Annotated in this window: 15 protein-coding genes; 6 read left to right on the top strand and 9 right to left on the bottom strand. The window is 69.9% G+C overall.

Features of this window, described 5'->3' with window-relative positions; genetic code table 11:
- Positions 1–3: 3 nt before the first annotated feature.
- Genes ACIA8X_RS15880 through ACIA8X_RS15870 form a run of 3 tightly spaced genes read right to left on the bottom strand, consistent with a single transcriptional unit; the run spans position 4 to position 3100 of the window.
- Positions 4–834, bottom strand: a complete 831-nt coding sequence (locus tag ACIA8X_RS15880; protein ID WP_399458475.1) for a carbohydrate ABC transporter permease — start codon at positions 832–834, stop codon at positions 4–6.
- Positions 831–1790, bottom strand: a complete 960-nt coding sequence (locus ACIA8X_RS15875; RefSeq protein WP_399458474.1) for a carbohydrate ABC transporter permease — start codon at positions 1788–1790, stop codon at positions 831–833. The genes ACIA8X_RS15880 and ACIA8X_RS15875 overlap by 4 nt, the downstream gene beginning before the upstream one ends.
- The gene (locus tag ACIA8X_RS15870) at positions 1790–3100 is read right to left on the bottom strand and encodes an ABC transporter substrate-binding protein (protein ID WP_399458473.1); all 1311 of its coding nucleotides are present in this window, start codon (positions 3098–3100) and stop codon (positions 1790–1792) included. The genes ACIA8X_RS15875 and ACIA8X_RS15870 overlap by 1 nt, the downstream gene beginning before the upstream one ends.
- 152 nt (positions 3101–3252) lie before the next feature.
- Between ACIA8X_RS15870 and ACIA8X_RS15865 the strand changes: the two genes are divergently transcribed.
- The 4 genes from ACIA8X_RS15865 (at position 3253) to ACIA8X_RS15850 (ending at position 10150) form a co-directional block, all read left to right on the top strand.
- Positions 3253–5631, top strand: coding sequence for a glycoside hydrolase family 2 protein (locus tag ACIA8X_RS15865; protein WP_399458472.1), 2379 nt, complete (start codon positions 3253–3255; stop codon positions 5629–5631).
- Positions 5628–6662, top strand: coding sequence for a LacI family DNA-binding transcriptional regulator (locus tag ACIA8X_RS15860; protein WP_399458471.1), 1035 nt, complete (start codon positions 5628–5630; stop codon positions 6660–6662). The genes ACIA8X_RS15865 and ACIA8X_RS15860 overlap by 4 nt, the downstream gene beginning before the upstream one ends.
- Before the next feature lie 138 nt (positions 6663–6800).
- Complete coding sequence (locus ACIA8X_RS15855) at positions 6801–8027, top strand: thiolase family protein (protein ID WP_399458470.1); 1227 nt, start codon at positions 6801–6803, stop codon at positions 8025–8027.
- Entirely contained in the window at positions 8024–10150 is a 2127-nt protein-coding gene (locus ACIA8X_RS15850) for a 3-hydroxyacyl-CoA dehydrogenase NAD-binding domain-containing protein (protein WP_399458469.1), read from the top strand. The genes ACIA8X_RS15855 and ACIA8X_RS15850 overlap by 4 nt, the downstream gene beginning before the upstream one ends.
- Positions 10151–10256: 106 nt before the next feature.
- On the opposite strand, the gene ACIA8X_RS15845 is transcribed toward ACIA8X_RS15850, so the two are convergent.
- Positions 10257–11273, bottom strand: a complete 1017-nt coding sequence (locus ACIA8X_RS15845; protein WP_393447430.1) for a hypothetical protein — start codon at positions 11271–11273, stop codon at positions 10257–10259.
- Positions 11274–11371: 98 nt separating this feature from the next.
- On the opposite strand from ACIA8X_RS15845, the gene ACIA8X_RS15840 reads away from it, so the two are divergent.
- Together ACIA8X_RS15840 and ACIA8X_RS15835 are read left to right on the top strand one after the other, a co-directional pair.
- Entirely contained in the window at positions 11372–12253 is an 882-nt protein-coding gene (locus ACIA8X_RS15840; protein ID WP_393447428.1) for an NAD(P)-dependent oxidoreductase, read from the top strand.
- Between the two features lie 31 nt (positions 12254–12284).
- Complete coding sequence (locus ACIA8X_RS15835) at positions 12285–12656, top strand: NTP pyrophosphohydrolase (RefSeq protein ID WP_393447426.1); 372 nt, start codon at positions 12285–12287, stop codon at positions 12654–12656.
- A gap of 29 nt (positions 12657–12685) precedes the next feature.
- On the opposite strand, the gene ACIA8X_RS15830 is transcribed toward ACIA8X_RS15835, so the two are convergent.
- From ACIA8X_RS15830 to ACIA8X_RS15810, 5 genes are all read right to left on the bottom strand, one after another.
- A complete protein-coding gene (locus tag ACIA8X_RS15830; protein WP_393447424.1) occupies positions 12686–14143 on the bottom strand; it encodes an ArnT family glycosyltransferase in 1458 nt (485 codons plus the stop codon).
- Between the two features lie 151 nt (positions 14144–14294).
- Positions 14295–15818 carry an amino acid permease gene (locus tag ACIA8X_RS15825; RefSeq protein WP_393447422.1) on the bottom strand — a complete coding sequence of 508 codons (1524 nt, stop codon included), beginning with the start codon at positions 15816–15818 and terminating at the stop codon, positions 14295–14297.
- Between the two features lie 150 nt (positions 15819–15968).
- The gene (gene dxs / locus ACIA8X_RS15820) at positions 15969–17897 is read right to left on the bottom strand and encodes a 1-deoxy-D-xylulose-5-phosphate synthase (protein WP_393447420.1); all 1929 of its coding nucleotides are present in this window, start codon (positions 17895–17897) and stop codon (positions 15969–15971) included.
- A 191-nt stretch (positions 17898–18088) separates the two neighbouring features.
- Entirely contained in the window at positions 18089–19384 is a 1296-nt protein-coding gene (locus ACIA8X_RS15815; RefSeq protein ID WP_393447418.1) for a sugar ABC transporter permease, read from the bottom strand.
- On the bottom strand, positions 19381–20172 hold the full coding sequence (locus tag ACIA8X_RS15810) for an ATP-binding cassette domain-containing protein (RefSeq protein ID WP_393447416.1): 792 nt from the start codon (positions 20170–20172) through the stop codon (positions 19381–19383). The genes ACIA8X_RS15815 and ACIA8X_RS15810 overlap by 4 nt, the downstream gene beginning before the upstream one ends.
- Between the last annotated feature and the right edge of the window lie 99 nt (positions 20173–20271).

The following is a 20271-nucleotide window of genomic DNA, read 5'->3' as shown; positions in this document are numbered from 1 at the left end:
ACCTCACCTGGTCGCACCCCGCATGAAGCCGTTGTAGATGAACCGCTGCAGCACCAGGAAGACGATCAAGGTCGGCAGGATCACCAGTACCGCTCCTGCCGAGATCGTTTCCCAGTGGGCGCCGAACGGGCCCTTGAAGCGGAAGAGGGACGTCGAGATCACGCCAAGGTCCTCCGACGGCAGGTAGAGGAACGGGATGTAGAAGTCGTTGTAGGTGGTGATGCCCTTGACGATCACCACCGTCGCGATGGCCGGCTTCAGCAGGGGGAAGATGATCCTGCGGTAGATCGTGAAGGCGCCCGCGCCGTCCAGGCGGGCCGCCTCGTCCAGTGACGTCGGGATCGAGCGCACGAACTGCAGGAAGATGTAGATCGAGACGATGTCCGTGCCCATGTAGAGGACGATCGGCGCCCACAGGCTGTCGAACATGCCGAAGCTGTTGACGATCTGGAAGGTCGCCACCTGGGTCGTGACACCGGGGACCAGCGCGGCGATGAGGAACAGGGCCACGACCAGCTTCCTTAAGCGGAAGGTGAAGCGGTCGATGGCGTACGCCGTCATCGAGCCGATCAGGACCGTGCCGCCGATGGCGAAGAGCAGGATGATCGCCGTGTTGGCGAAGGCCGAGAGCATACGGCCGTCCTGGAACGCCGTCGCGTAGTTGTGGAAGTTGAGCAGGTCGTCGGGGAGGGCGAGGGCTCCGCTGCCGTTCGCCATCTCCCGCTCGGACTTGAGGGACGTCAGGAGTACGGCGGCCAGGGGGAGCAGGACCACGACCGTCGCGCCGACCAGGGACAGGTACATCAACGTGCGGGCCACTGCGCGGCGCGTCATGCGAGGTCCACCTTGTCGTCGGGGACGAGGCGCCGCTGCACCCAGGTCACCGCCAGGACGATCAGCAGCAGCACGACCGCGGCGGCCGAGGCGAGCCCCGTCTTGTTGAACTGGAAGGCCAGCTTCACGGTCTGGATCACGAAGGTCTCGGTGCCGGTCGCACCGCCGGTCATGATGTACGGGATCTCGAAGACCGAGAGCGAGCCCGAGATCGAGAGGATGACGGTCAACGACAGGACCGGCTTGATGCCCGGCGCGACGATGTGGCGGAACTGGTGCCAGCGGTTCGCGCCGTCCAGTTCGGCCGCCTCGTACAGCTCCCCCGGGATGGACTGGATCGCGCCCAGGAAGAGGACGAAGTTCAGGCCCAGGTAGCGCCAGACGGAGACGGCGGCGAGGGAGGTGTTCGCCGATTCCGGGGTGCCCAGCCAGGCCCGGTCCGTCTGCACGCCGAAGAGGCCGAGGACGGAGTCGAGGGTGCCGCCGTGCTGGAAGAAGTAGAGGAAGACGAAGCCGATCGCCACCCCGTTGATCAGGTACGGGAAGAACAGCACGCCCTTGAAGAAGTTCCGGAAGCGGACGTTGAAGCTCAGGATCGTGGCGAAGTAGAGCGCGGCGACTATCTGGATCACGGAGGCGGCGAGGTAGTAGCCGCTGACCCAGAAGACCTCGAACAGGTCGGAGCGGGTGAGGAGTTCGGCGTAGTTCTCAGCGCCCGTGTAGTGCAGCTCGGGGCTCACGCCGTCCCAGTCGGTGAAGCTGTACGCGACCATGTTGGCGATCGGCGCGTAGGTGAAGACGATCAGCAGGGCGAGTGGGGCGAGCAGGAAGAGCCAGGGGGTGGCCCCGCGCCGCAGACGTGCCGTGCGCGGGGCGGGGGCCGGTTCGGGGGCGGCGCCCACTGCCCCCGTGGGGGCCTTGGCGGGCGCCTGCCCGGTCGTCGTCGTGTCCGTCATCAGGACCCCAGCGACTTCTGCGTCTCGGTCCACTTCTCGCCGAGGTCGTTCAGGAAGTCGTCCAGATCGCCCTTGGTGGCGCCGCGGGCGAGGTCGACGAGGTCCTGGCGGTAGTCGGGCTTGTAGATGCCGACCTCGGACTGGTTGTCGATGGACTTCACCTCGGCGCCCTTGCTGTCGTCGAGGTCGAGGATCTTGACGCCCGCTACCTCGTACGGCTTCAGGACCGCGGGCAGCGGGTCGGCCTTGAGCGGGGACAGCGCGAGGTTGTCCGCCGCGTAGCCGGACTTGTCGGTGAACCAGTCGATCCAGGCGCGGGCCGCCTCCTTGTGCTCGGAGTGGACGTTGACGGCCTGGTTGTAGTCGGGCTGCGCCACCGCGCAGAACGTGCCGTTCTGCTGGGCCGGGAAGGGCATGAACCCGATGTCGTCCGGGTCGGCGCCGGCCTGCTTCGCCGCGCCCTGCATCTGGATGACCGCCCAGGAGCCGAGCCACATCGTGGCGATCTCGCCCTTGGCGATACGGGGCTTGGACGCCTCCCAGTTGGTGGTCGTCGGGTCCTTCTCGACGAGCCCCTCGTGGACGATGTCGTAGAGCAGCGTGTCGGCGGTGCGCACATCGGCGCCCTCGGCCCACGGGTCGCCCTCGGCGAGCTTGGTCGTGGCCTGCTCGTCGCAGCTGACCGAGCCGTTGACCTGCGTCCACTGGGTGAGCGGCCACATGTCCTTGAAGTTGGTGTAGTACGGGATCGCGTCGGTCTTCGACCTGATCGCCTTGAGGTCGTCGAGGAACTGGTCCGGTGTCGTGGGCCAGTCGGTGATCCCGGCCCGCTGCCAGACCTTCTTGTTGTAGATGAAGCCCGGCACCGCGCCGAGCGGGCTCTGGCCGTAGGCCTTGCCGTCCACGGTCGTGTAGTCGGTGAAGCGGTACTTCTCGCTCCGCTCGGCCTGAGTGCCCAGCGAGGCGAAGAACTTGGGGTAGTTCTTCTTCTCGATCACGGCCGGGATCATGAGGACGTCGCCGTAGTTCTCCGTATTCATACGGATCTTGACTTCGCCCTCGTAGTCGGTGATGGCGTCGAACTCGACCTTCACCTTGGGATACGTCCGGGTGAACTCGGCGGCGTACTTCTTCATCGTCCCGTCCTGCACGAGGTCGGTCCGGTGGGTGAGAACCATGATGGTGCCGCTCACCTTTGACGGGTCGTCGGCCGCCTTGGCCTCCGCCCCCTTCGCGCTTCCTCCGGTGCCGGTGCACGCCGAGAGCAGCAGGGCACCTGTGGTGACGGCGAGGACTGCACGGCGGTTCATGTGCATCAGCTCCGTTCTCGGGACGGACGAGCACGAGCGGGTTGGCTGGTTCCGAACTCTGACAACGTTTTCTTAACCGGTAAAGTCCGTATCTCGCCAACGATGCCAATCTGTTTCCCAGCTCTGGGATAAATCGGTTTAGGAGTGCGCGCATGCTTCAGGCCACACCGCTCACCGACGGATGGATCCTGCGACACTCCGAGGGCGCAGAGGCGGTGCTTCCGGCCTCCGTGCCCGGCTGTGTGCACACCGATCTGCTGGCGGCGGGGGTGATCCCGGACCCCTTTCTGGGGCGGCACGAGACCGACGTCGCGTGGGTGGGGCGGCGGGACTGGACGTACGAGACCGACCTGGACGCGGCGTCCGACCATGAGCAGACCGACCTCGTCTTCGACGGGCTCGACACCGTCGCGGAGATCGCGCTCGACGGCCAACTCCTCGGCCGGGTACGGAACATGCACCGCTCGTACCGCTTCGACGTGACCGGGCTGAGCGGGCGGCTCTCGGTGCGTTTCGTCTCCGCGTACGCCGAGGCCGAGGCCGTGCGCGGCAAGCTGGGCGAGCGGCCCGCCGCCTATGCAGAGCCCTACCAGTACCTCCGCAAGATGGCCTGCTCCTTCGGCTGGGACTGGGGGCCGACCCTGGTGACGGCCGGCATCTGGCGACCGGTGCGGCTGGAGCACTGGTCGACGGCCCGGATCGCCCGGGTGCGCCCCCTGGTGGCCGTCGAACAGGGCACCGGGCACGTCGAGTTGGTGGTCGACGTCGAGCGGACCCGGGTCGAGGCGCCGCTCACCGTCGAGGCGACGGTCGGCGGGGTGCGGGCGCGGGCGGAGATCGACGGGGCGAGTGGGGTCGTACGGCTGGAAGTGCCGGACGTACGGCTGTGGTGGCCGCGTGGATACGGCGAACAGCCGCTGTACAACGTCGAGTTGAGGCTGTCGCACGGCAGCGAGGCGCTGGACGTGTGGCGGCGGCGGATCGGCTTCCGGACCGTCGAGCTGGATCGCCGGGCCGACGCCCACGGCACCGGGTTCACCCTCGTCGTCAACGGCGAGCGGCTGTTCGCGCGCGGCGTCAACTGGATCCCGGACGACGTGTTCCCGTCCCGGGTGACCCGTGCGCGGTACCGGGAGCGGCTGCGGCAGGCGGCCGACGCAGGCGTGGATCTCGTACGGGTCTGGGGTGGCGGGCTCTATGAGAGCGAGGACTTCTACGACGCCTGCGACGAGCTGGGGCTGCTGGTGTGGCAGGACTTCCCGTTCGCGTGCGCGGCCTATCCGGAGGAGCAGCCGCTGCGCGGGGAGGTGGAGGCCGAGGCCCGCGAGAACGTCGTACGGCTGATGCCGCATCCCTCGCTCGTGCTGTGGAACGGCAACAACGAGAACCTGTGGGGGTTCCGGGATTGGGGCTGGGAGCCCCGGCTGGCCGGGGACTCCTGGGGCGAGGGGTACTACCTGGGCCTGCTGCCGCGTGTGGTGGCCGAGTTGGATCCGACACGGCCGTACACGGCGGGGAGTCCCTGGTCCGGTTCGTGGGAGCGGCATCCGAACGATCCGGCGCACGGCACGCATCACTCCTGGGAGGTGTGGAACCGGGAGGACTACGCCGAGTACCGCGCCGACGTGCCGCGTTTCGTGGCCGAGTTCGGCTGGCAGGCGCCGCCCGCGTACGCCACGCTGCGGCGGGCACTGCCGGGTGAGGAGCTCGCGGCGGACTCCCCCGGCATGCTGCACCACCAGAAGGCGGACGACGGGAACGGCAAGCTGCGGCGCGGGCTGGAGCGGCACTTCGCCTTTCCCGAGGGGGACTTCGACCGCTGGCACTACCTCACCCAGGTCAATCAGGCGCGGGCCGTCGCGGCCGGTATCGAGCACTGGCGGTCGAACTGGCCGGTGTGCGCGGGCACGATCGTCTGGCAGCTCAACGACTGCTGGCCGGTGACGTCCTGGGCGGCGATCGACGGGGACGGGCGGGAGAAGCCGCTCTACCACGAGCTGCGGCGGCTGTACGCGGACCGGTTGCTGACGCTCCAAGTGCGGGAGCGAGGCCCCGAGTTGGCCGTCGTCAATCAGTCGGCGCATGAGTGGGCGGGGGCGGTGCGGCTGCGGCGGATGTCGGTCGACGGGGTGGTGGTCGGGGAGGCGAGTGTGGGGTTCGGCGCTGAGGGGCGCACGGTGGCCCTGGTCGCCGTACCGAAGGATCTGGAGCCAGTCGGGCCGAAGGAGTTCCTCGTGGCGGACGCGGACGGTCTGCGAGCGGTGCACTTCCCCGCGCCTGATCGGGAAGTGCCGTATCCCCGGCCGGAGTTCGAGGTGGCGATCGTGCCCGGTGGCATCAAGGTGACGGCCCGCACCCTCGTACGGGATCTGCTGCTCCAGGCCGACCGGCTGCACCCTGATGCCCGGGCCGACACCGGGCTCGTCACCCTGCTGCCCGGCGAAGAGGTGACCATCCGTGTGCGCGGCTGGGAGACTCCTGACGCCGACGCCGCCCGGTCCGCCCTGTACTGCATGGAGCCCGCCCGATGACCGCCCTGCCGAGTCCTCGCGTCACCATCAAGGACGTCGCCGCCCGTGCCGGCGTGTCCAAGGGCGCCGTGTCCCTCGCCTTCAACCACAAGCCGGGGTTGTCGGAGGCGACCCGGGACCGGATCTTCCGGGCCGCGCGGGAACTGGGCTGGGCGCCGAACCTGACGGCGCGGACGCTGGCCGGGTCGCGGGTGGACGTGGTGGGTCTCGCGATCTGCCGGCCGGCCCGGCTGCTCGGCCTCGAACCCTTCTACATGGAGTTCATCTCGGGGGTGGAGAGCGTCCTGGCCGAGCACTCCTGCTCGTTGCTGCTGCGGCTCGTGCGGAACGTGGAGGAGGAGGTGGGGTTGCAGGAGGCCTGGTGGCGGGGGCGGCAGATCGGTGGGGCGATCCTGGTCGACTTCCGGCCCGACGATCCCCGGGTACCGGCGGTCGAACGGCTCGGGATGCCGGCGGTCGCGGTCGGGAACCCGTCACTCACGGGCGGGCTGACGTCGGTGTGGACCGACGACGCGACGGCCGTGACGGAGGCGGTGCGGTATCTGGCCGCGCTGGGGCATCGGCGGATCGCGCGGGTGGGCGGTGCGGCGGCTCTCGGGCACACCTCGATCCGTACGGCGGCCTTCGACGAGGCGGCGCGGGGTCTGGAGCTGGCGGGGGCCTGGCAGGTGGCGACCGACTTCTCGGGCGAGGCGGGCGCCCGGGCGACGAGGTCCCTGCTGACGGCGTCCCCGCCGGACCGGCCGACGGCGGTCGTGTACGACAACGACATCATGGCGGTGGCCGGGTTGTCGGTGGCGGCCGAGATGGGTCTTTCGGTGCCGGGGGATGTCTCGTTGCTGGCGTGGGACGACTCGCAGCTGTGCCGGCTGACGCATCCGACGCTGTCGGCGATGAGCCATGACGTGCATGGATTCGGGGCGGAGGTGGCGCGAACCCTGTTCGGGGTGATCACGGGGGACGGGCCGGGATCGCATCCCGTGCCGACTCCCGTGCTGACTCCGAGGGGGTCGACGGCACCCCCCGCGTGAGCTTCGGGATGTGACCTTCGCCGCTCCCGCCCCCAGGACTGTGCAGCTACGTTACCCGTAAGTAGCATGGGCACCTGAGCGCGCGCTCAGCGTGCCGCGCAGCAGTAGTGCCATCCCGCACCCTGGAGGAGAGCCATCGTGCCTCGTACCGTCAGGGATGTCGTCTTCGTAGACGGCGTCCGCACCCCGTTCGGCAAGGCGGGCCCGAAGGGCATCTACCACGAGACCCGGGCCGACGACCTCGTCGTGAAGGCGATCCGGGAGCTGCTGCGCCGCAACCCCGGTCTCGACCCGAAGCAGATCGACGAGGTCGCCATCGCCGCGACCACGCAGATCGGCGACCAGGGCCTGACCCTCGGCCGCACGGCCGGCATCCTCGCCGGTCTCCCGCAGTCGGTCCCCGGCTACTCCATCGACCGCATGTGCGCCGGCGCCCTGACCGCCGTGACGTCCGTCGCCGGTTCGATCGCCTTCGGTGCCTACGACGCCGTCATCGCCGGTGGTGTCGAGCACATGGGCCGCCACCCGATGGGCGAGGGCGTGGACCCGAACCCGCGCTTCGTCAGCGAGAAGCTGGTCGACGAGTCGGCGCTGTTCATGGGCATGACCGCCGAGAACCTGCACGACCGCTACCCGACGATCACCAAGCAGCGCGCCGACGAGTACGCGGTGCGCTCGCAGGAGAAGGCCGCCAAGGCGTACGCCAACGGCAAGATCCAGCAGGACCTGGTGCCGATCTCGGTGCGCCGCACGAACGCCGAGGCCGGTGAGACGGGCTGGGGCCTGGTCACCGCCGACGAGCCGATGCGCCCGGGCACCACGCTGGAGAACCTGACCGGCCTGAAGACCCCGTTCCGCGTCCACGGCCGGGTCACCGCCGGTAACGCGGCCGGTCTGAACGACGGCGCCACCGCGTCGATCATCGCGAGCGAGGACTTCGCCCGCGAGAACAACCTGCCGGTCAAGATGCGCCTCGTCTCCTACGCCTTCGCGGGCGTCGAGCCGGAGGTCATGGGCTACGGCCCGATCCCGGCCACCGAGAAGGCGCTCGCCAAGGCGGGCCTGTCCATCGAGGACATCAACCTCTTCGAGATCAACGAGGCCTTCGCGGTCCAGGTCCTCGCCTTCCTGGAGCACTACGGCATCGCCGACGACGACGCCCGCGTCAACCAGTACGGCGGCGCCATCGCGTACGGCCACCCGCTCGCCTCCTCCGGCGTCCGCCTCATGACGCAGCTGGCCCGCCAGTTCGAGGAGCAGCCGGAGGTCCGCTACGGCCTCACCACCATGTGCGTCGGCTTCGGCATGGGCGCCACGGTGATCTGGGAGAACCCGCACCACAAGGACGCCGGAGGCGACAAGTGAGCACCGCTGAGCTTCTCAAGGGAGCGGCCGAGCTGTTCCCCGACGAGGTCGTGACGTCCGCGCACGTACGCCACCTCGACCTGCCGTTCGGCGCCGGGCGCTTCGCGCTCATCACGCTGGACAACGGCTTCGACCACACCAAGCCGACCACCTTCGGTCCGCAGTCGCTGGCGAACCTCGACACCGCCATCGACCAGGTCGAGGCGGAGGCCGCGGCCGGCGACATCGTCGGTGTCGGCATCACCGGCAAGCCGTTCATCTTCGCGGTCGGCGCCGATCTCAAGGGCGTCGAGCTGCTGAAGGAGCACAAGGACGCGCTGGCCATCGGCAAGGGCGGCCACGAGGTCTTCAAGCGCCTCGCGGGCATCGCCGTGCCGACCTTCGCGTACTACAACGGTGCCGCGATGGGCGGTGGCGTCGAGGTCGGTCTGCACTGCAAGTACCGGACCGTCTCGAAGGCGCTCCCGGCGTTCTCGCTCCCCGAGGTCTTCCTCGGCCTGGTTCCCGGCTGGGGCGGCTGCACGATCCTGCCGAACCTGATCGGCGCCGACAAGGCCGTCTCGGTGATCATCGAGAACAGCCTCAACCAGAACAAGCAGCTCAAGGGCCAGCAGGTCTTCGACCTCGGGATCGCCGACGCCATCTTCGAGGGCGCGGACTTCCTGGAGCAGTCGCTGATCTGGACGGCGAACGTCCTCAATGGCGACATCGAGGTCGAGCGTCCGGTGATCGACCGCGGTGAGGCCTGGGACCAGGCCGTCGCCAAGGGCCGCTTCATCGCGGACAGCAAGGTGCACGGCGCCGCTCCGGCCGCCTACCGCGCCCTCGACATCATCGCCGCCGCCAAGAACGGCGACCTCCAGCAGGGCTACGACGCCGAGGACAAGGCCCTCGCCGACCTGATCATGGGTGGCGAACTGCGCGCCGGCATCTACGCCTTCAACCTGGTGCAGAAGCGCGGCAAGCGCCCCGCCGGTGCGCCGGACAAGAACCTGGCCCGCCCGGTCACCAAGGTCGGCGTCGTCGGCGCGGGCCTGATGGCCTCCCAGCTGGCGCTGCTCTTCCTGCGCCGCCTGGAGGTCCCGGTCGTCCTCACGGACATCGACCAGGAGCGCGTCGACAAGGGTGTGGGCTACGTCCACGCCGAGATCGAGAAGCTGCTCGGCAAGGGCCGTATCAACCAGGACAAGGCCAACCGCCTCAAGGCGCTGGTGAGCGGTGTCCTGGACAAGGCCGAGGGCTTCGCGGACGCCGACTTCGTCATCGAGGCGGTCTTCGAGGAGATCGGCGTCAAGCAGCAGGTGTTCGCCGAGGTCGAGGCGGTTGCCCCGGCGCACGCGATCTTCGCGACGAACACCTCCTCCCTCTCCGTCTCGGAGATGGCGTCGAAGCTCAAGAACCCCGAGCGGGTCGTGGGCTTCCACTTCTTCAACCCGGTCGCGGTCCTGCCGCTGCTGGAGATCGTCCGCGGTGAGCAGACGGACGACGCCTCGCTGGCCACGGCCTTCGCCGTCGCCAAGAAGCTGAAGAAGACCGCGGTCCTCACCAAGGACGCCCCGGCGTTCGTCGTGAACCGCATCCTCACCCGCTTCATGGGCGAGATCCAGAACGTCATCGACGAGGGCACGTCGGTCGAGGTCGCGGAGAAGGCGGTCGAGCCGCTGGGTCTGCCGATGTCGCCGCTGGTCCTGCTGGAGCTGGTCGGTCCCGCGATCGGTCTGCACGTCTCGGAGACCCTCAACCGGGCCTTCCCGGAGCGCTTCACGGTCTCCCCGAACCTCGCGGCCGTCGTCAAGGCGGGCAAGCGCGGCTTCTACGTGTACGACAGCGGGAAGCCGGAGCTGGACCCGGAGGTCGCCGCGCTCCTGAAGCAGGGCGACTCCGTCCTGACCGAGGAGCAGGTCCGCGACCGCGTCCTGGACGCCGTGGCGCAGGAGATCGGGCTCATGCTCGACGAGGGCGTCGTCGCCGAGGCCCAGGACATCGACCTCTGCCTGATCACGGGCGCCGGCTGGCCCTTCCACCTGGGCGGCATCACGCCGTACCTGGACCGCGAAGGTGTCTCCGAGCGCGTGAACGGCAAGAAGTTCCTGGCGCCGGGTCTGGCGTCGGTTCCGGCGTAACACGACTCGTACGTCAGTAAGGGCCCCTGGAATTCGCCCTCCGGCAGGGGCCCTTTCGTGTGACTTCCGGGGAGCCAGATCTCCGGGGAGTCAGGCCACCGGGGAGTCAGACCTCCCGCCAAGCCTCCAAGGCCAACCCCGGCTCGTCCTTGCGCCGGGTGATCAGCAGCTGTCCCGTCGACGGGGACGCCGTGGCCGCCACCACCCGCCCGTCCTCGTCCAGGGCCAGCGCCACCGCCGCGTCCGCCGGAAGCTGCGGCCCCGACTCGGTCCACCACGCGCCCGCCGACTCCTGCTCCGTCGGATACGCGGCGAAGGCGACCCGGCCGCTCGACGAGCGCTGGGCGAGCAAGGTGCAGTCGTGGCCGTCGAGCTCACAGCGGATCGCGGAGACCGGGCCGGGGCCGGCCGAGGCCAGCAAGGTGGCCGGCTTGGTGCCGGGGCGCCAGGCGCACAGGTCTCCTGAGTCGTCTGCGTAGAAGAGGGTGGTGTGCTCCGCGGAGGTGGCCAGGGCGTGCAGGGTGCCCGGACGGACCGGGGTCTCCATCGCCTCCTCCAGGACCGGGACGCTGCCCGGTTTCTCCTGCCTCCAGTGCAGGAGGGCGCCGGGAACGGCGGCGTACAGCTCGACCAGCCCCGACTCCCCCGTCACCGCGGCCAGTCGGTCGGCGACCTCGCGCCCCTTGAGGTCGCGCCACGGGCCCCAGCCGCCCACCTCCTTCTGGCCGCGCATGCTCACTCCGCCCGCCTTGTTGCGGACGAAGACATGGGACCGCCCCTGCGCGTCGACCGTGACGGCCGGTGTGCCGGTGCGGTCGCCGCTGCTGTCCGGGTGGCCGATGGAGATCCAGTCCAGGGCGGCCAGGCGCGGGCGGAAGTGCGTGGAGTGGACCAGGCCCGCCTCACCCGGCTTGGTGGGGCGCCAGGTGGCCAGATGGGCGTAGGCGTCGGCGCCCTGGCCCACCGCGGGGCCGGGGCGCAGCTTCTGGTCGCCGCCGACCTTGCGCGGGGGTTCCCAGGGGCCGCCGGATCCGAGTTCCGCCCGGCACAGGACGGCGTCGTCGGTCGGCAGATAGACGCTGAGGCGGCCGTCGCGGCCGCGGATGAGCCAGTCGCCGTTCACCTGTTCACTCTATTCGGGGTCCGGGCGGCTCGGCGGCGCGACCCCGGGCAAGCTGGATCACAGCAGCAACGTCCGTACGAGAACAGGAAGTCGACGTCATGACCGACAAGCTCACCGTGAGCGTCCTGGGCACCGGCATCATGGGCGCCGCGATGGCCCGCAACCTGGCCCGGGCCGGGCACACCGTCCGCGCCTGGAACCGCACCCGCGCCAAGGCCGAGCCGCTGGCCGCCGACGGCGCGTTCGTCGCCGACACGCCCGCCGAGGCGGTCCAGGGCGCCGACGCCGTCCTGACCATGCTGTACGACGGCCCCGCCGCGCTGGACGTCATGCGCGAGGCCGCGCCCGCGCTGCGCTCCGGTGCCGCGTGGGTCCAGTCGACGACCGCCGGTGTCGAGGCGATCGCCGACCTCGCCGCCTTCGCCCACGAGCACGACCTCGTCTTCTACGACGCCCCGGTGCTCGGCACCCGCCAGCCCGCTGAGGCCGGTCAGCTCACCGTCCTGGCGGCCGGGCCGGTCGCCGGGCGGGAGACGGTGACGCCGGTGTTCGACGCCGTCGGGGCCCGTACGGTGTGGACCGGCGAGGACGGCGGGGCGGGCACCGCGACCCGGCTCAAGCTGGTCGCCAACAGCTGGGTGCTCGCGGTCACCAACGCGGCCGGTGAGGTGCTGGCCCTCGCCAAGGCCCTCGACGTCGACCCCCAGCGCTTCTTCGAGGTGATCGACGGCGGCCCGCTCGACATGGGCTACCTGCGCGCCAAGACCGGCCTGGTGCTGAACGGCGGTCTGTCCCCGGCCCAGTTCGCCGTGACCACGGCCGCGAAGGACGCACGGCTCATCGTGGAGGCGGGCGAACGGCACGGCGTACGCCTGGACGTCGCCGAGGCGAGCGCGGAGCGCTTCGAGCGGGCGGCCGCGCTCGGGCACGGCGAGGAGGACATGGCTGCGGCGTACTTCGCGAGCTTCGAGGGGCAGTAGGGCGAGGGGGATGCCGTGCGACCCTTGCCCCATGAACGATGACGTCCCCCTGCTCGTGATCGTCGACGCCGCGAACGTCGTCGGGTCGGTGCCCGACGGGTGGTGGCGGGACCGGCGGGGGGCCGCGGAGCGGTTGCGGGACCGGCTGGCGGTGGACGGGGTGCCCGGGAAGGCGGGGCCCGTGGAGATCGTGCTCGTGGTGGAGGGGGCGGCTCGGGGGGTGGAGCCGGTGCCGGGGGTGCGGGTGGAGGCTGCCGCCGGGAGCGGGGACGACCACATGGTCGAACTCGTCGCCCGGGCCGGTGGACGGCCCTGCCTGGTGGTGACCGCGGATCGGGAACTGCGGCGGAGGGTGACGGAGTTGGGGGCGGAGGTGGCGGGGCCGCGCACGGTGCGGCCGTAGCCGCCGTACGACCGACTCGGTACGGCTCGCTAGGACCGGCTCCGCGCGTACAGCACCGCCCCCTCCACCACCCCCACCTCCTCGTACCCCGCCGCCAGGAACCGCCGCAGACCCGGCACCCGCTCCGGCCCGTACGGCTTGCCCCGCGAGTCGTCGACGACCAGGGCCGGCGCCCGCTCGGCCAGCTCCTCCCGGAAGACCGCCCAGGCCCCGTCGACCGCGTACCGTTCGCCGACCTGCGGTGTGTCCCGCCCCCCGCTGTAGTTGGTGAGGAGCCCGGCCGTGAGGTACCGGCTCGCGGGCCTGCGCTCGGCCAGCCAGTAAGTCTCGGGGTGTATGCCCCACACCAGGACCCGGTCCCGTGGCTCCGTCCGGGCCGCCACCTCGTCCGCGAGCCGCCTCGCGTGGTCGAGGTCGGACCGGGGCGCGAGCAGTCCCCAGGTCAGGAAGAGGGCGCAGCAGCAGGCCGAGGTCAGGAGGGCGTGGGTCAGGCGCTCGCGCGGGAGGGCCTGGAGGGCGGCCGTCGCCAACAGGGCCAGGGGCGGGAGGAGTTGGAGGTAGTAGTGGCCGAAGAAGTGGAAGCCGAGCACGACCGCCCCGGCCGACGCGGCCGACCAGAGCCACAGGTCCGCCGTCCCGGTGCGGGTCGCCCGCAGGACCCGTAGCACCGGTGGGATCAGTCCCGCGCAGGCCACCGCCAGGATCGCCGTGTTCGTCAGGCCCCGCGCCAGGACGTGGAGCTCGGACCCGGCGAAGGAGGCGTACGCCCCCGATCCCGTGACCGTCCAGAACAGCAGCCCCGCGGGGTCGGTCAGCGCGGCCACGCCCAGCACCGGCACGACGAGCCCGACGCCCAGCCGCGCCAGTCCCCCGGCCCGCGCCTCCCCCGCCGACACGCACAGCCACACCACCGGCACCAGCACCGCCCCGCCGGTCTGCTTGGCGAGCAACGCGCCCGCGACCGCCAGGCCGGCCGCGCTCCACCGGCGCCGGTCGGCGCACCACATCGCCGCCGCCGTGCCGGGCAGCATGAACACCTCGAAGGTCGCGGCCTGGGCGTCCTCGGGGTTGAGCCCGACCGACACCAGCAGATACAGCACCCCGGCCGTCCAGCCCGCCCTGTCGCCCCAGCGGCGGCGCGCCAGCGAGGCCAGCAGCACCGCGGTCAGCAGCTGGGCCCCGACCGCCAGGACCCGCACCGACGTGAGCGATCCGGACCCGGCCACCGCGAACGCGGCCTCGTACAGCCACGGCACCAGCGGCGGCTTGCGGTCGACGACCGTCTCGTACAGTTCTCCGCCCTGCGCCAGCATCCGTGCCTGTACGGCGAGATAGCCCTCGTCGGGGTTCCACAGCGGCCGGGTGAAGGACGGCACCCGGGTGATGCAGGCCAGCAGGGCCAGGGCGGGCAGCAGCCGTCTCCAGTAGCCGCGTTCCGCACGCGGGGCGGACACGGAGCGTGGCGGTGCGAGGAGCCCGGCGAGCATGGGGTGAACGCTATCCGGCCCCGCAGTCCCCACCGAAGCGGGACATACGGGGCCGGAGGGTGGAGGGTTGACCGCCCGTCAACCGCTTGCTTCGATTACGCAGTGTTTCCTACTGACTGTCCTCTGCTGAGTGTCTTCTCCTGGCTGTCCTCTACTGGGTGTCTCCGCCCGGCGGCTTCATGACATCGCCGACGGTCGTCTCCTCGTGCCGCGCGAGGCGGCTGTGGCTGCGGCTGTACAGGAAGTACACGACGAACCCGGCAGCCATCCAGATGGCGAACCGCACCCACGTCTCGGCGGGCAGGTTGATCATCAGCCACAGCGAGGCGAGCACCGACAGGATCGGCAGGACCGGCACCCACGGGGTACGGAAGGACCGGTGCAGGTCGGGACGGGTCTTGCGCAGGACGATCACGCCGATGGCCACGACCACGAAGGCGAACAGGGTGCCGATGTTCACCAGGGCGGCGAGTTCGGTCAGCGGGGTGAAGCCGGCCAGGATCGCGATGATCACGCCGAGCAGGATCGTCGGCCGGTGCGGGGTCTTGAACCGCGGGTGGACGCGGGAGAAGAAGCGCGGCAGCAGTCCGTCGCGGCTCATCGCGAAGAAGACACGGGTCTGGCCGAGGAGAAGGATCATGCAGACCGTCGTCAGGCCGACCGCCGCGCCGAAGCTGATGAAGCCCGCGTACCAGGGGTGCCCGGTGGCCTTGAAGGCATCGGCGAGCGGGGCGTCGACGGACAGCTCGCTGTAGTGCTGCATGCCCGTGACGACGATCGACACGGCGACGTACAGCGTGGTGCAGATGAGGAGGGAGCCGAGGATGCCGCGCGGCATGTCGCGCTGCGGGTTCCTGGTCTCCTCGGCGGCCGTGGCCACGACGTCGAAGCCGATGAAGGCGAAGAACACGACCGAGGCGGCCGTGAAGATGCCCATGACGCCGAAGTTGGACGGAGCCCAGCCGAACATCAGCTGGATCAGTGGGGAATCGAGGCTGCTGCCCGCTTCCACGGGCTGCGCCTTCGGGACGAACGGGTCGTAGTTGTCGCCGTTGATGAAGAACGCGCCCGCGATGATCACGACGAGGACGACGGTCACCTTGATGGCGACGACGAGCGACGTGATCCGCGCGGACAGCTTCATACCGAGTACGAGGATGAAGGTGAGGACGAGGACGAGCGCGGAGGCGAGGATGTCGAAGCCGAAGGCGTCGGCCCCCTCTCTGCTGCCCAGGGCCGCGGGCATCTCCCAGCCCGCGTTGTCCATGAGCGACTGGACGTAGCCCGACCAGCCAACGGCCACCACCGCCGTCCCGAGTGCGAACTCCAGGACCAGGTCCCAGCCGATGATCCAGGCGGGCAGTTCGCCGAGGGAGGCGTACGAGAACGTGTAGGCGGACCCGGCGACCGGGACCGTGGACGCGAACTCGGCGTAACAGAGGGCGGCCAGCGCACAGGCGACGCCGGCCGTGACGAACGCCAGGGCCACCGCGGGCCCGGCGTTGTTCTTCGCCACAGTGCCGGTGAGCACGAAAATGCCGGTGCCGATGATGACACCGACGCCGAAGACGGTCAGATCGAGCGCGGACAAGGACTTCTTGAGCGCGTGCTCCGGCTCCTCGGTATCGAGGATGGACTGCTCGACTCTCTTCGTCCGGAAGATTGTGTTGGTCACGGTCATTACCTCCCACGCTTGTCGTCCTCGACATGATCGAGAGGGGGCGTGGTACGCATGCCCCGACGCGGGTGGATTCACACAGATGGGCCGGTTTCACCACCCTTCGCGGTAGTGAAACCGGCCCGTCCGGCGCTACGGGTCGCGGGGTCAGTCGCGGGCGGGCTCCACCGAGTCCACCTCAGCGGCCGTACGGTCGAACCGGCCGTCCAGCTTGGAGACCAGTCCGGTGACCTGGCGGGCGATGTCGGGGGCGGTCAGGCCGATCTCGGCCATCACCTCGGCGCGGGAGGCGTGGTCGAGGAAGCGCGGCGGGATGCCGAAGTCACGCAGCGGGACGTCGACGCCCGCGTCGCGCAGGGCCTGTGCGACGGCCGAGCCGACACCGCCGACGCGGCTGTTGTCCTCGACGGTGACGACCACGCGGTGACGCTCGGCCAGCGGGGCCATGGCCTCGTCCACCGGCTTGACCCAGCGCGGGTCGACGACGGTGGTGGTGATGCCCTGCTTGTCGAGGAGCGAGGCGATCTCCAGGCACATCGGGGCGAGCGCGCCCACGGAGACGAGGAGCACGTCGGGCGTGTCCGTCCCCGGCTCGCGCAGGACGTCCATGCCGCCGACGCGGCCCACGGCGGGCACGGCGGGGCCGACGGCGCCCTTGGAGAAGCGGACGACGGTCGGGGCGTCCTTGACCTCGACGGCCTCGCGCAGCTGCGCCCGCACCTGGTCGGCGTCGCGCGGGGCGGCCAGCCGCAGCCCGGGGACGACCTGGAGGATCGACATGTCCCACATGCCGTTGTGGGAGGCGCCGTCGGTGCCGGTGACGCCGGCCCGGTCGAGCACGAAGGTGACGCCGCACTTGTGCAGCGCCACGTCCATGAGGACCTGGTCGAAGGCGCGGTTGAGGAAGGTGGCGTAGACGGCGAAGACGGGATGCACGCCGCCCGTCGCGAGGCCCGCGGCGGACACGGCGCCGTGCTGCTCGGCGATGCCGACGTCGTAGATCCGGTCCGGGAAGGTGTCCGCGAACTTCTTCAGGCCGACCGGCTGCAGCATCGCCGCGGTGATCGCCACGATGTCCTCGCGCTCCTTGCCGAGCTTGACCATCTCGTCGCCGAAGACGGAGGTCCAGTCGGCACCCGAGGCCTTGATCGGCAGGCCGGTGTCGGGGTGGATGGGGCCGATGCCGTGGAAGCGGTCGGCCTCGTCCTGGAGGGCGGGCTGGTAGCCGCGGCCCTTCTCGGTGAGGCAGTGCACGATGACGGGCCCGCCGAAGCGCTTGGCACGGGCGAGCGCCGACTCCAGCGCCTCGATGTCGTGCCCGTCGATCGGCCCGACGTACTTCAGGCCGAGGTCCTCGAACATGCCCTGCGGTGCGATGAAGTCCTTGAGGCCCTTCTTGGCGCCGTGGAGGGTCTCGTAGAGGGGCTTTCCGACGACCGGGGTGCGGTCGAGGATCTCCTTGGTGCGGGTGAGGAAGCGCTCGTAGCCGTCGGTCGTGCGCAGCGTCGCGAGGTGGTTGGCGAGGCCGCCGATGGTGGGCGCGTACGACCGCTCGTTGTCGTTGACGACGATGACGAGCGGGCGGTCCTTGGCCTCGGCGATGTTGTTGAGCGCCTCCCAGGCCATACCGCCGGTCAGCGCGCCGTCACCGATGACGGCCACGACATGGTCGTCGCGTTTGCGCAGCTGGTTGGCTTTGGCGAGCCCGTCGGCCCAGCCGAGGACGGTGGACGCGTGGCTGTTCTCGATGACGTCGTGCTCGGACTCGGCCTGCGAGGGGTAGCCGGACAGGCCGCCCTTCATCTTGAGCTTGCTGAAGTCCTGGCGGCCGGTGAGCAGCTTGTGGACGTAGGACTGGTGGCCGGTGTCCCAGAGCACCTTGTCCTTGGGCGAGTCGAAGACCCGGTGCAGGGCGATGGTCAGCTCCACCACACCGAGGTTGGGGCCGAGGTGGCCGCCGGTCTTGGAAACCGCCTCGACGAGGAAGGTCCGGATCTCCTCTGCCAGCTGGTCCAGCTGCTCAGGGCTGAGCCGGTCCAGATCGCGCGGTCCCGTGATGCGGGTCAGCAGCGGCACCCGTGCCTCCTTGCAGTAGAGCTGTTCGAGCTGTTGCCGGGCTTGTCGAGTCTAATGTTCCGCCTTCGCGGCCGACGCCCGGGCGGTGCGTCATACGTCACGGGATCGGCTGTACCCAACTTGTGGCGTTCCTACGACATGACTGTGCCCGGCACCGCCGTTGGTGCCGGGCACAGGGTCGGTGCGGTGTCTTACGCGCGTCCGGCCGTCTTCTGGGTCTTACGGGTGATCGAGTCGATCACGACCGTCGTCAGCAGGACGCCCGCGGTGATCATGTACTTCACCGGCTCGGCGATGGACTCCAGCTGGAGCCCGTACTGGATCGACACGATGACCAGCACACCGAGGAGCGCGTTCCACGTACGCCCACGCCCGCCGAAGAGCGACGTACCGCCGATGACCGCCGCGGCGATCGCGTTCATCAGCAGGTCACCGGTGCCGGCGCTCTGGTTGGCGGACGCGATCTTCGAGGCCAGGAACAGACCGCCGATCGCGGCGAACCCACCGGAGATCGCGAACACCGAGATCCGCACGGCCGTGACGTTGATACCGGCACGACGCGACGCCTCGACGCTGCCACCGAGCGCGAAGACCTTGCGGCCGTAGGAGGTACGGCGCAGCAGGAAGTCCGTGCCGACCAGGAACACCAGGAAGATCACCGTGGCCAGCGGCAGACCCTTGTACTGGTTGTACATGATCGCCGCGGCGAAGGAGACGACACCCAGCAGCACCGTCCGCAGGATGGTGTCGCTCAGCGGGCGGGACGGGATCCCGACGGCCGCACGGCGGCGGTTGCTCAGGAACGAGGTGATGAAGAACACCGCGGTCATCACGGCCGCCAGGCCGTACGCGGCCGCCACGTCCGTGAAGAAGTACGTCGTCAGCTTGCCGATCAGACCGTCGCTGTCGAGGTTGATCGTGCCGTTCTCGCCCAGTGTCTGGAGCATGAAGCCGAGCCAGAACAGCAGACCGGCCAGCGTGACGGCGAACGCTGGAGCGCCCAGCACCGCGAAGAAGAACCCGTGCGCCGCGCCGATGAGGGCACCGGCCGCGACGGCGAAGAGCACGGCCGCCCACTCGGGCCAGCCCTGGTTCACCGCGAGGACGGCCGCGAGGGCGCTGGACGCGCCGCTGACCGAGCCGACGGACAGGTCGATCTCGCCGAGCAGCAGCACGAAGACGATGCCGACGGAGATCATGCCCGTGCCGACCATCGTGACGGTGATGTCGCTGATGTTCTGCGCGGACAGGAAGGCCGAGTTCAGGCTCTGGAAGATCACGCAGATGGCGACCAGGCCGAGGATGACCGGCAGGGAGCCCAGCTCACCGGCCTTCATCTTGCGCCGGAACTCGGTGAGGTAGCCGGCCAGGCCCTGCTCCTGGACCAGGAGGCGCGGGTCGACCGCGGTCACCGCGGCCGCGGCGGCCTCGGTGTTCAGCACCTCGTGCTCGTCCTGCGTCGTCGTGGAGGTCTTGTCGATGCTCACTTGGAAACCTCCCCGTTCGTGCGCGCCGCACGGCGGGTCACGGCGTTCTCGGTGGCGCCGGTGATGGCGGAGATGATCTCCTCCTGCGAGGTCGTCTTGACCTCGAAGACGCCGTTGTTCTGGCCGAGGCGCAGCACCGCGACCTTGTCCGCCACGGCCTTGACGTCGGCCATGTTGTGGCTGATGAGGATCACGGCGTGCCCGCGCTCGCGCAGTCGCTCGACCAGGTCGAGGACCTGGGCGGTCTGCTCGACGCCGAGGGCGGCGGTGGGCTCGTCGAGGATGACCAGCTTGGGCTCACCGAGCATGGAACGGGCGATGGCCACGGTCTGGCGCTGACCGCCGGAGAGCGAGGCGATCGGGATACGCACGCTGGGGATGCGGATCGACAGCGTCTGGAGCAGCTCCAGCGAGCGGCGCTCCATCTCGACCTCGTCGAGGACACCCCATTTGCGGACCTCACGGCCCAGGTACAGGTTGCCGACGACGTCGATGTTGTCGCACAGCGCGAGGTCCTGGTAGACCGTCGCGATGCCCAGGCTCTGGGCGTCGTGCGGCCGGTTGATCGAAACGGCCTTGCCTTCCCATTCGATGACGCCCTCATCGATGGGGTGCACGCCGGCGATCGTCTTGACCAGCGTGGACTTTCCGGCTCCGTTGTCGCCCACCAGGGCGACCACTTCACCGGCGTGGACCTCAAGCTCTACGTCGGTGAGCGCCTGAACGGCACCGAAACGCTTGGAGACCCCGCGCAACGCCAGCACGGGCGTAGCGGACACGTGAACCATCTCCTTCGCCGCCTGACCCGGCGGAAGGGTTGTACAGAGAGAGTTGGGGGGGGTTCCGTCCGGCGCCCCGCGCCGAGCTTGCGGGGCTGACGTATGCGC

This window comes from Streptomyces sp. NPDC051738 (genome assembly GCF_044453205.1).
In the GTDB taxonomy this organism is placed as follows: domain Bacteria; phylum Actinomycetota; class Actinomycetes; order Streptomycetales; family Streptomycetaceae; genus Streptomyces.
Note: the sequence above shows the minus strand (reverse complement) of the source record. Positions and strands in the feature narration are given on the sequence as shown.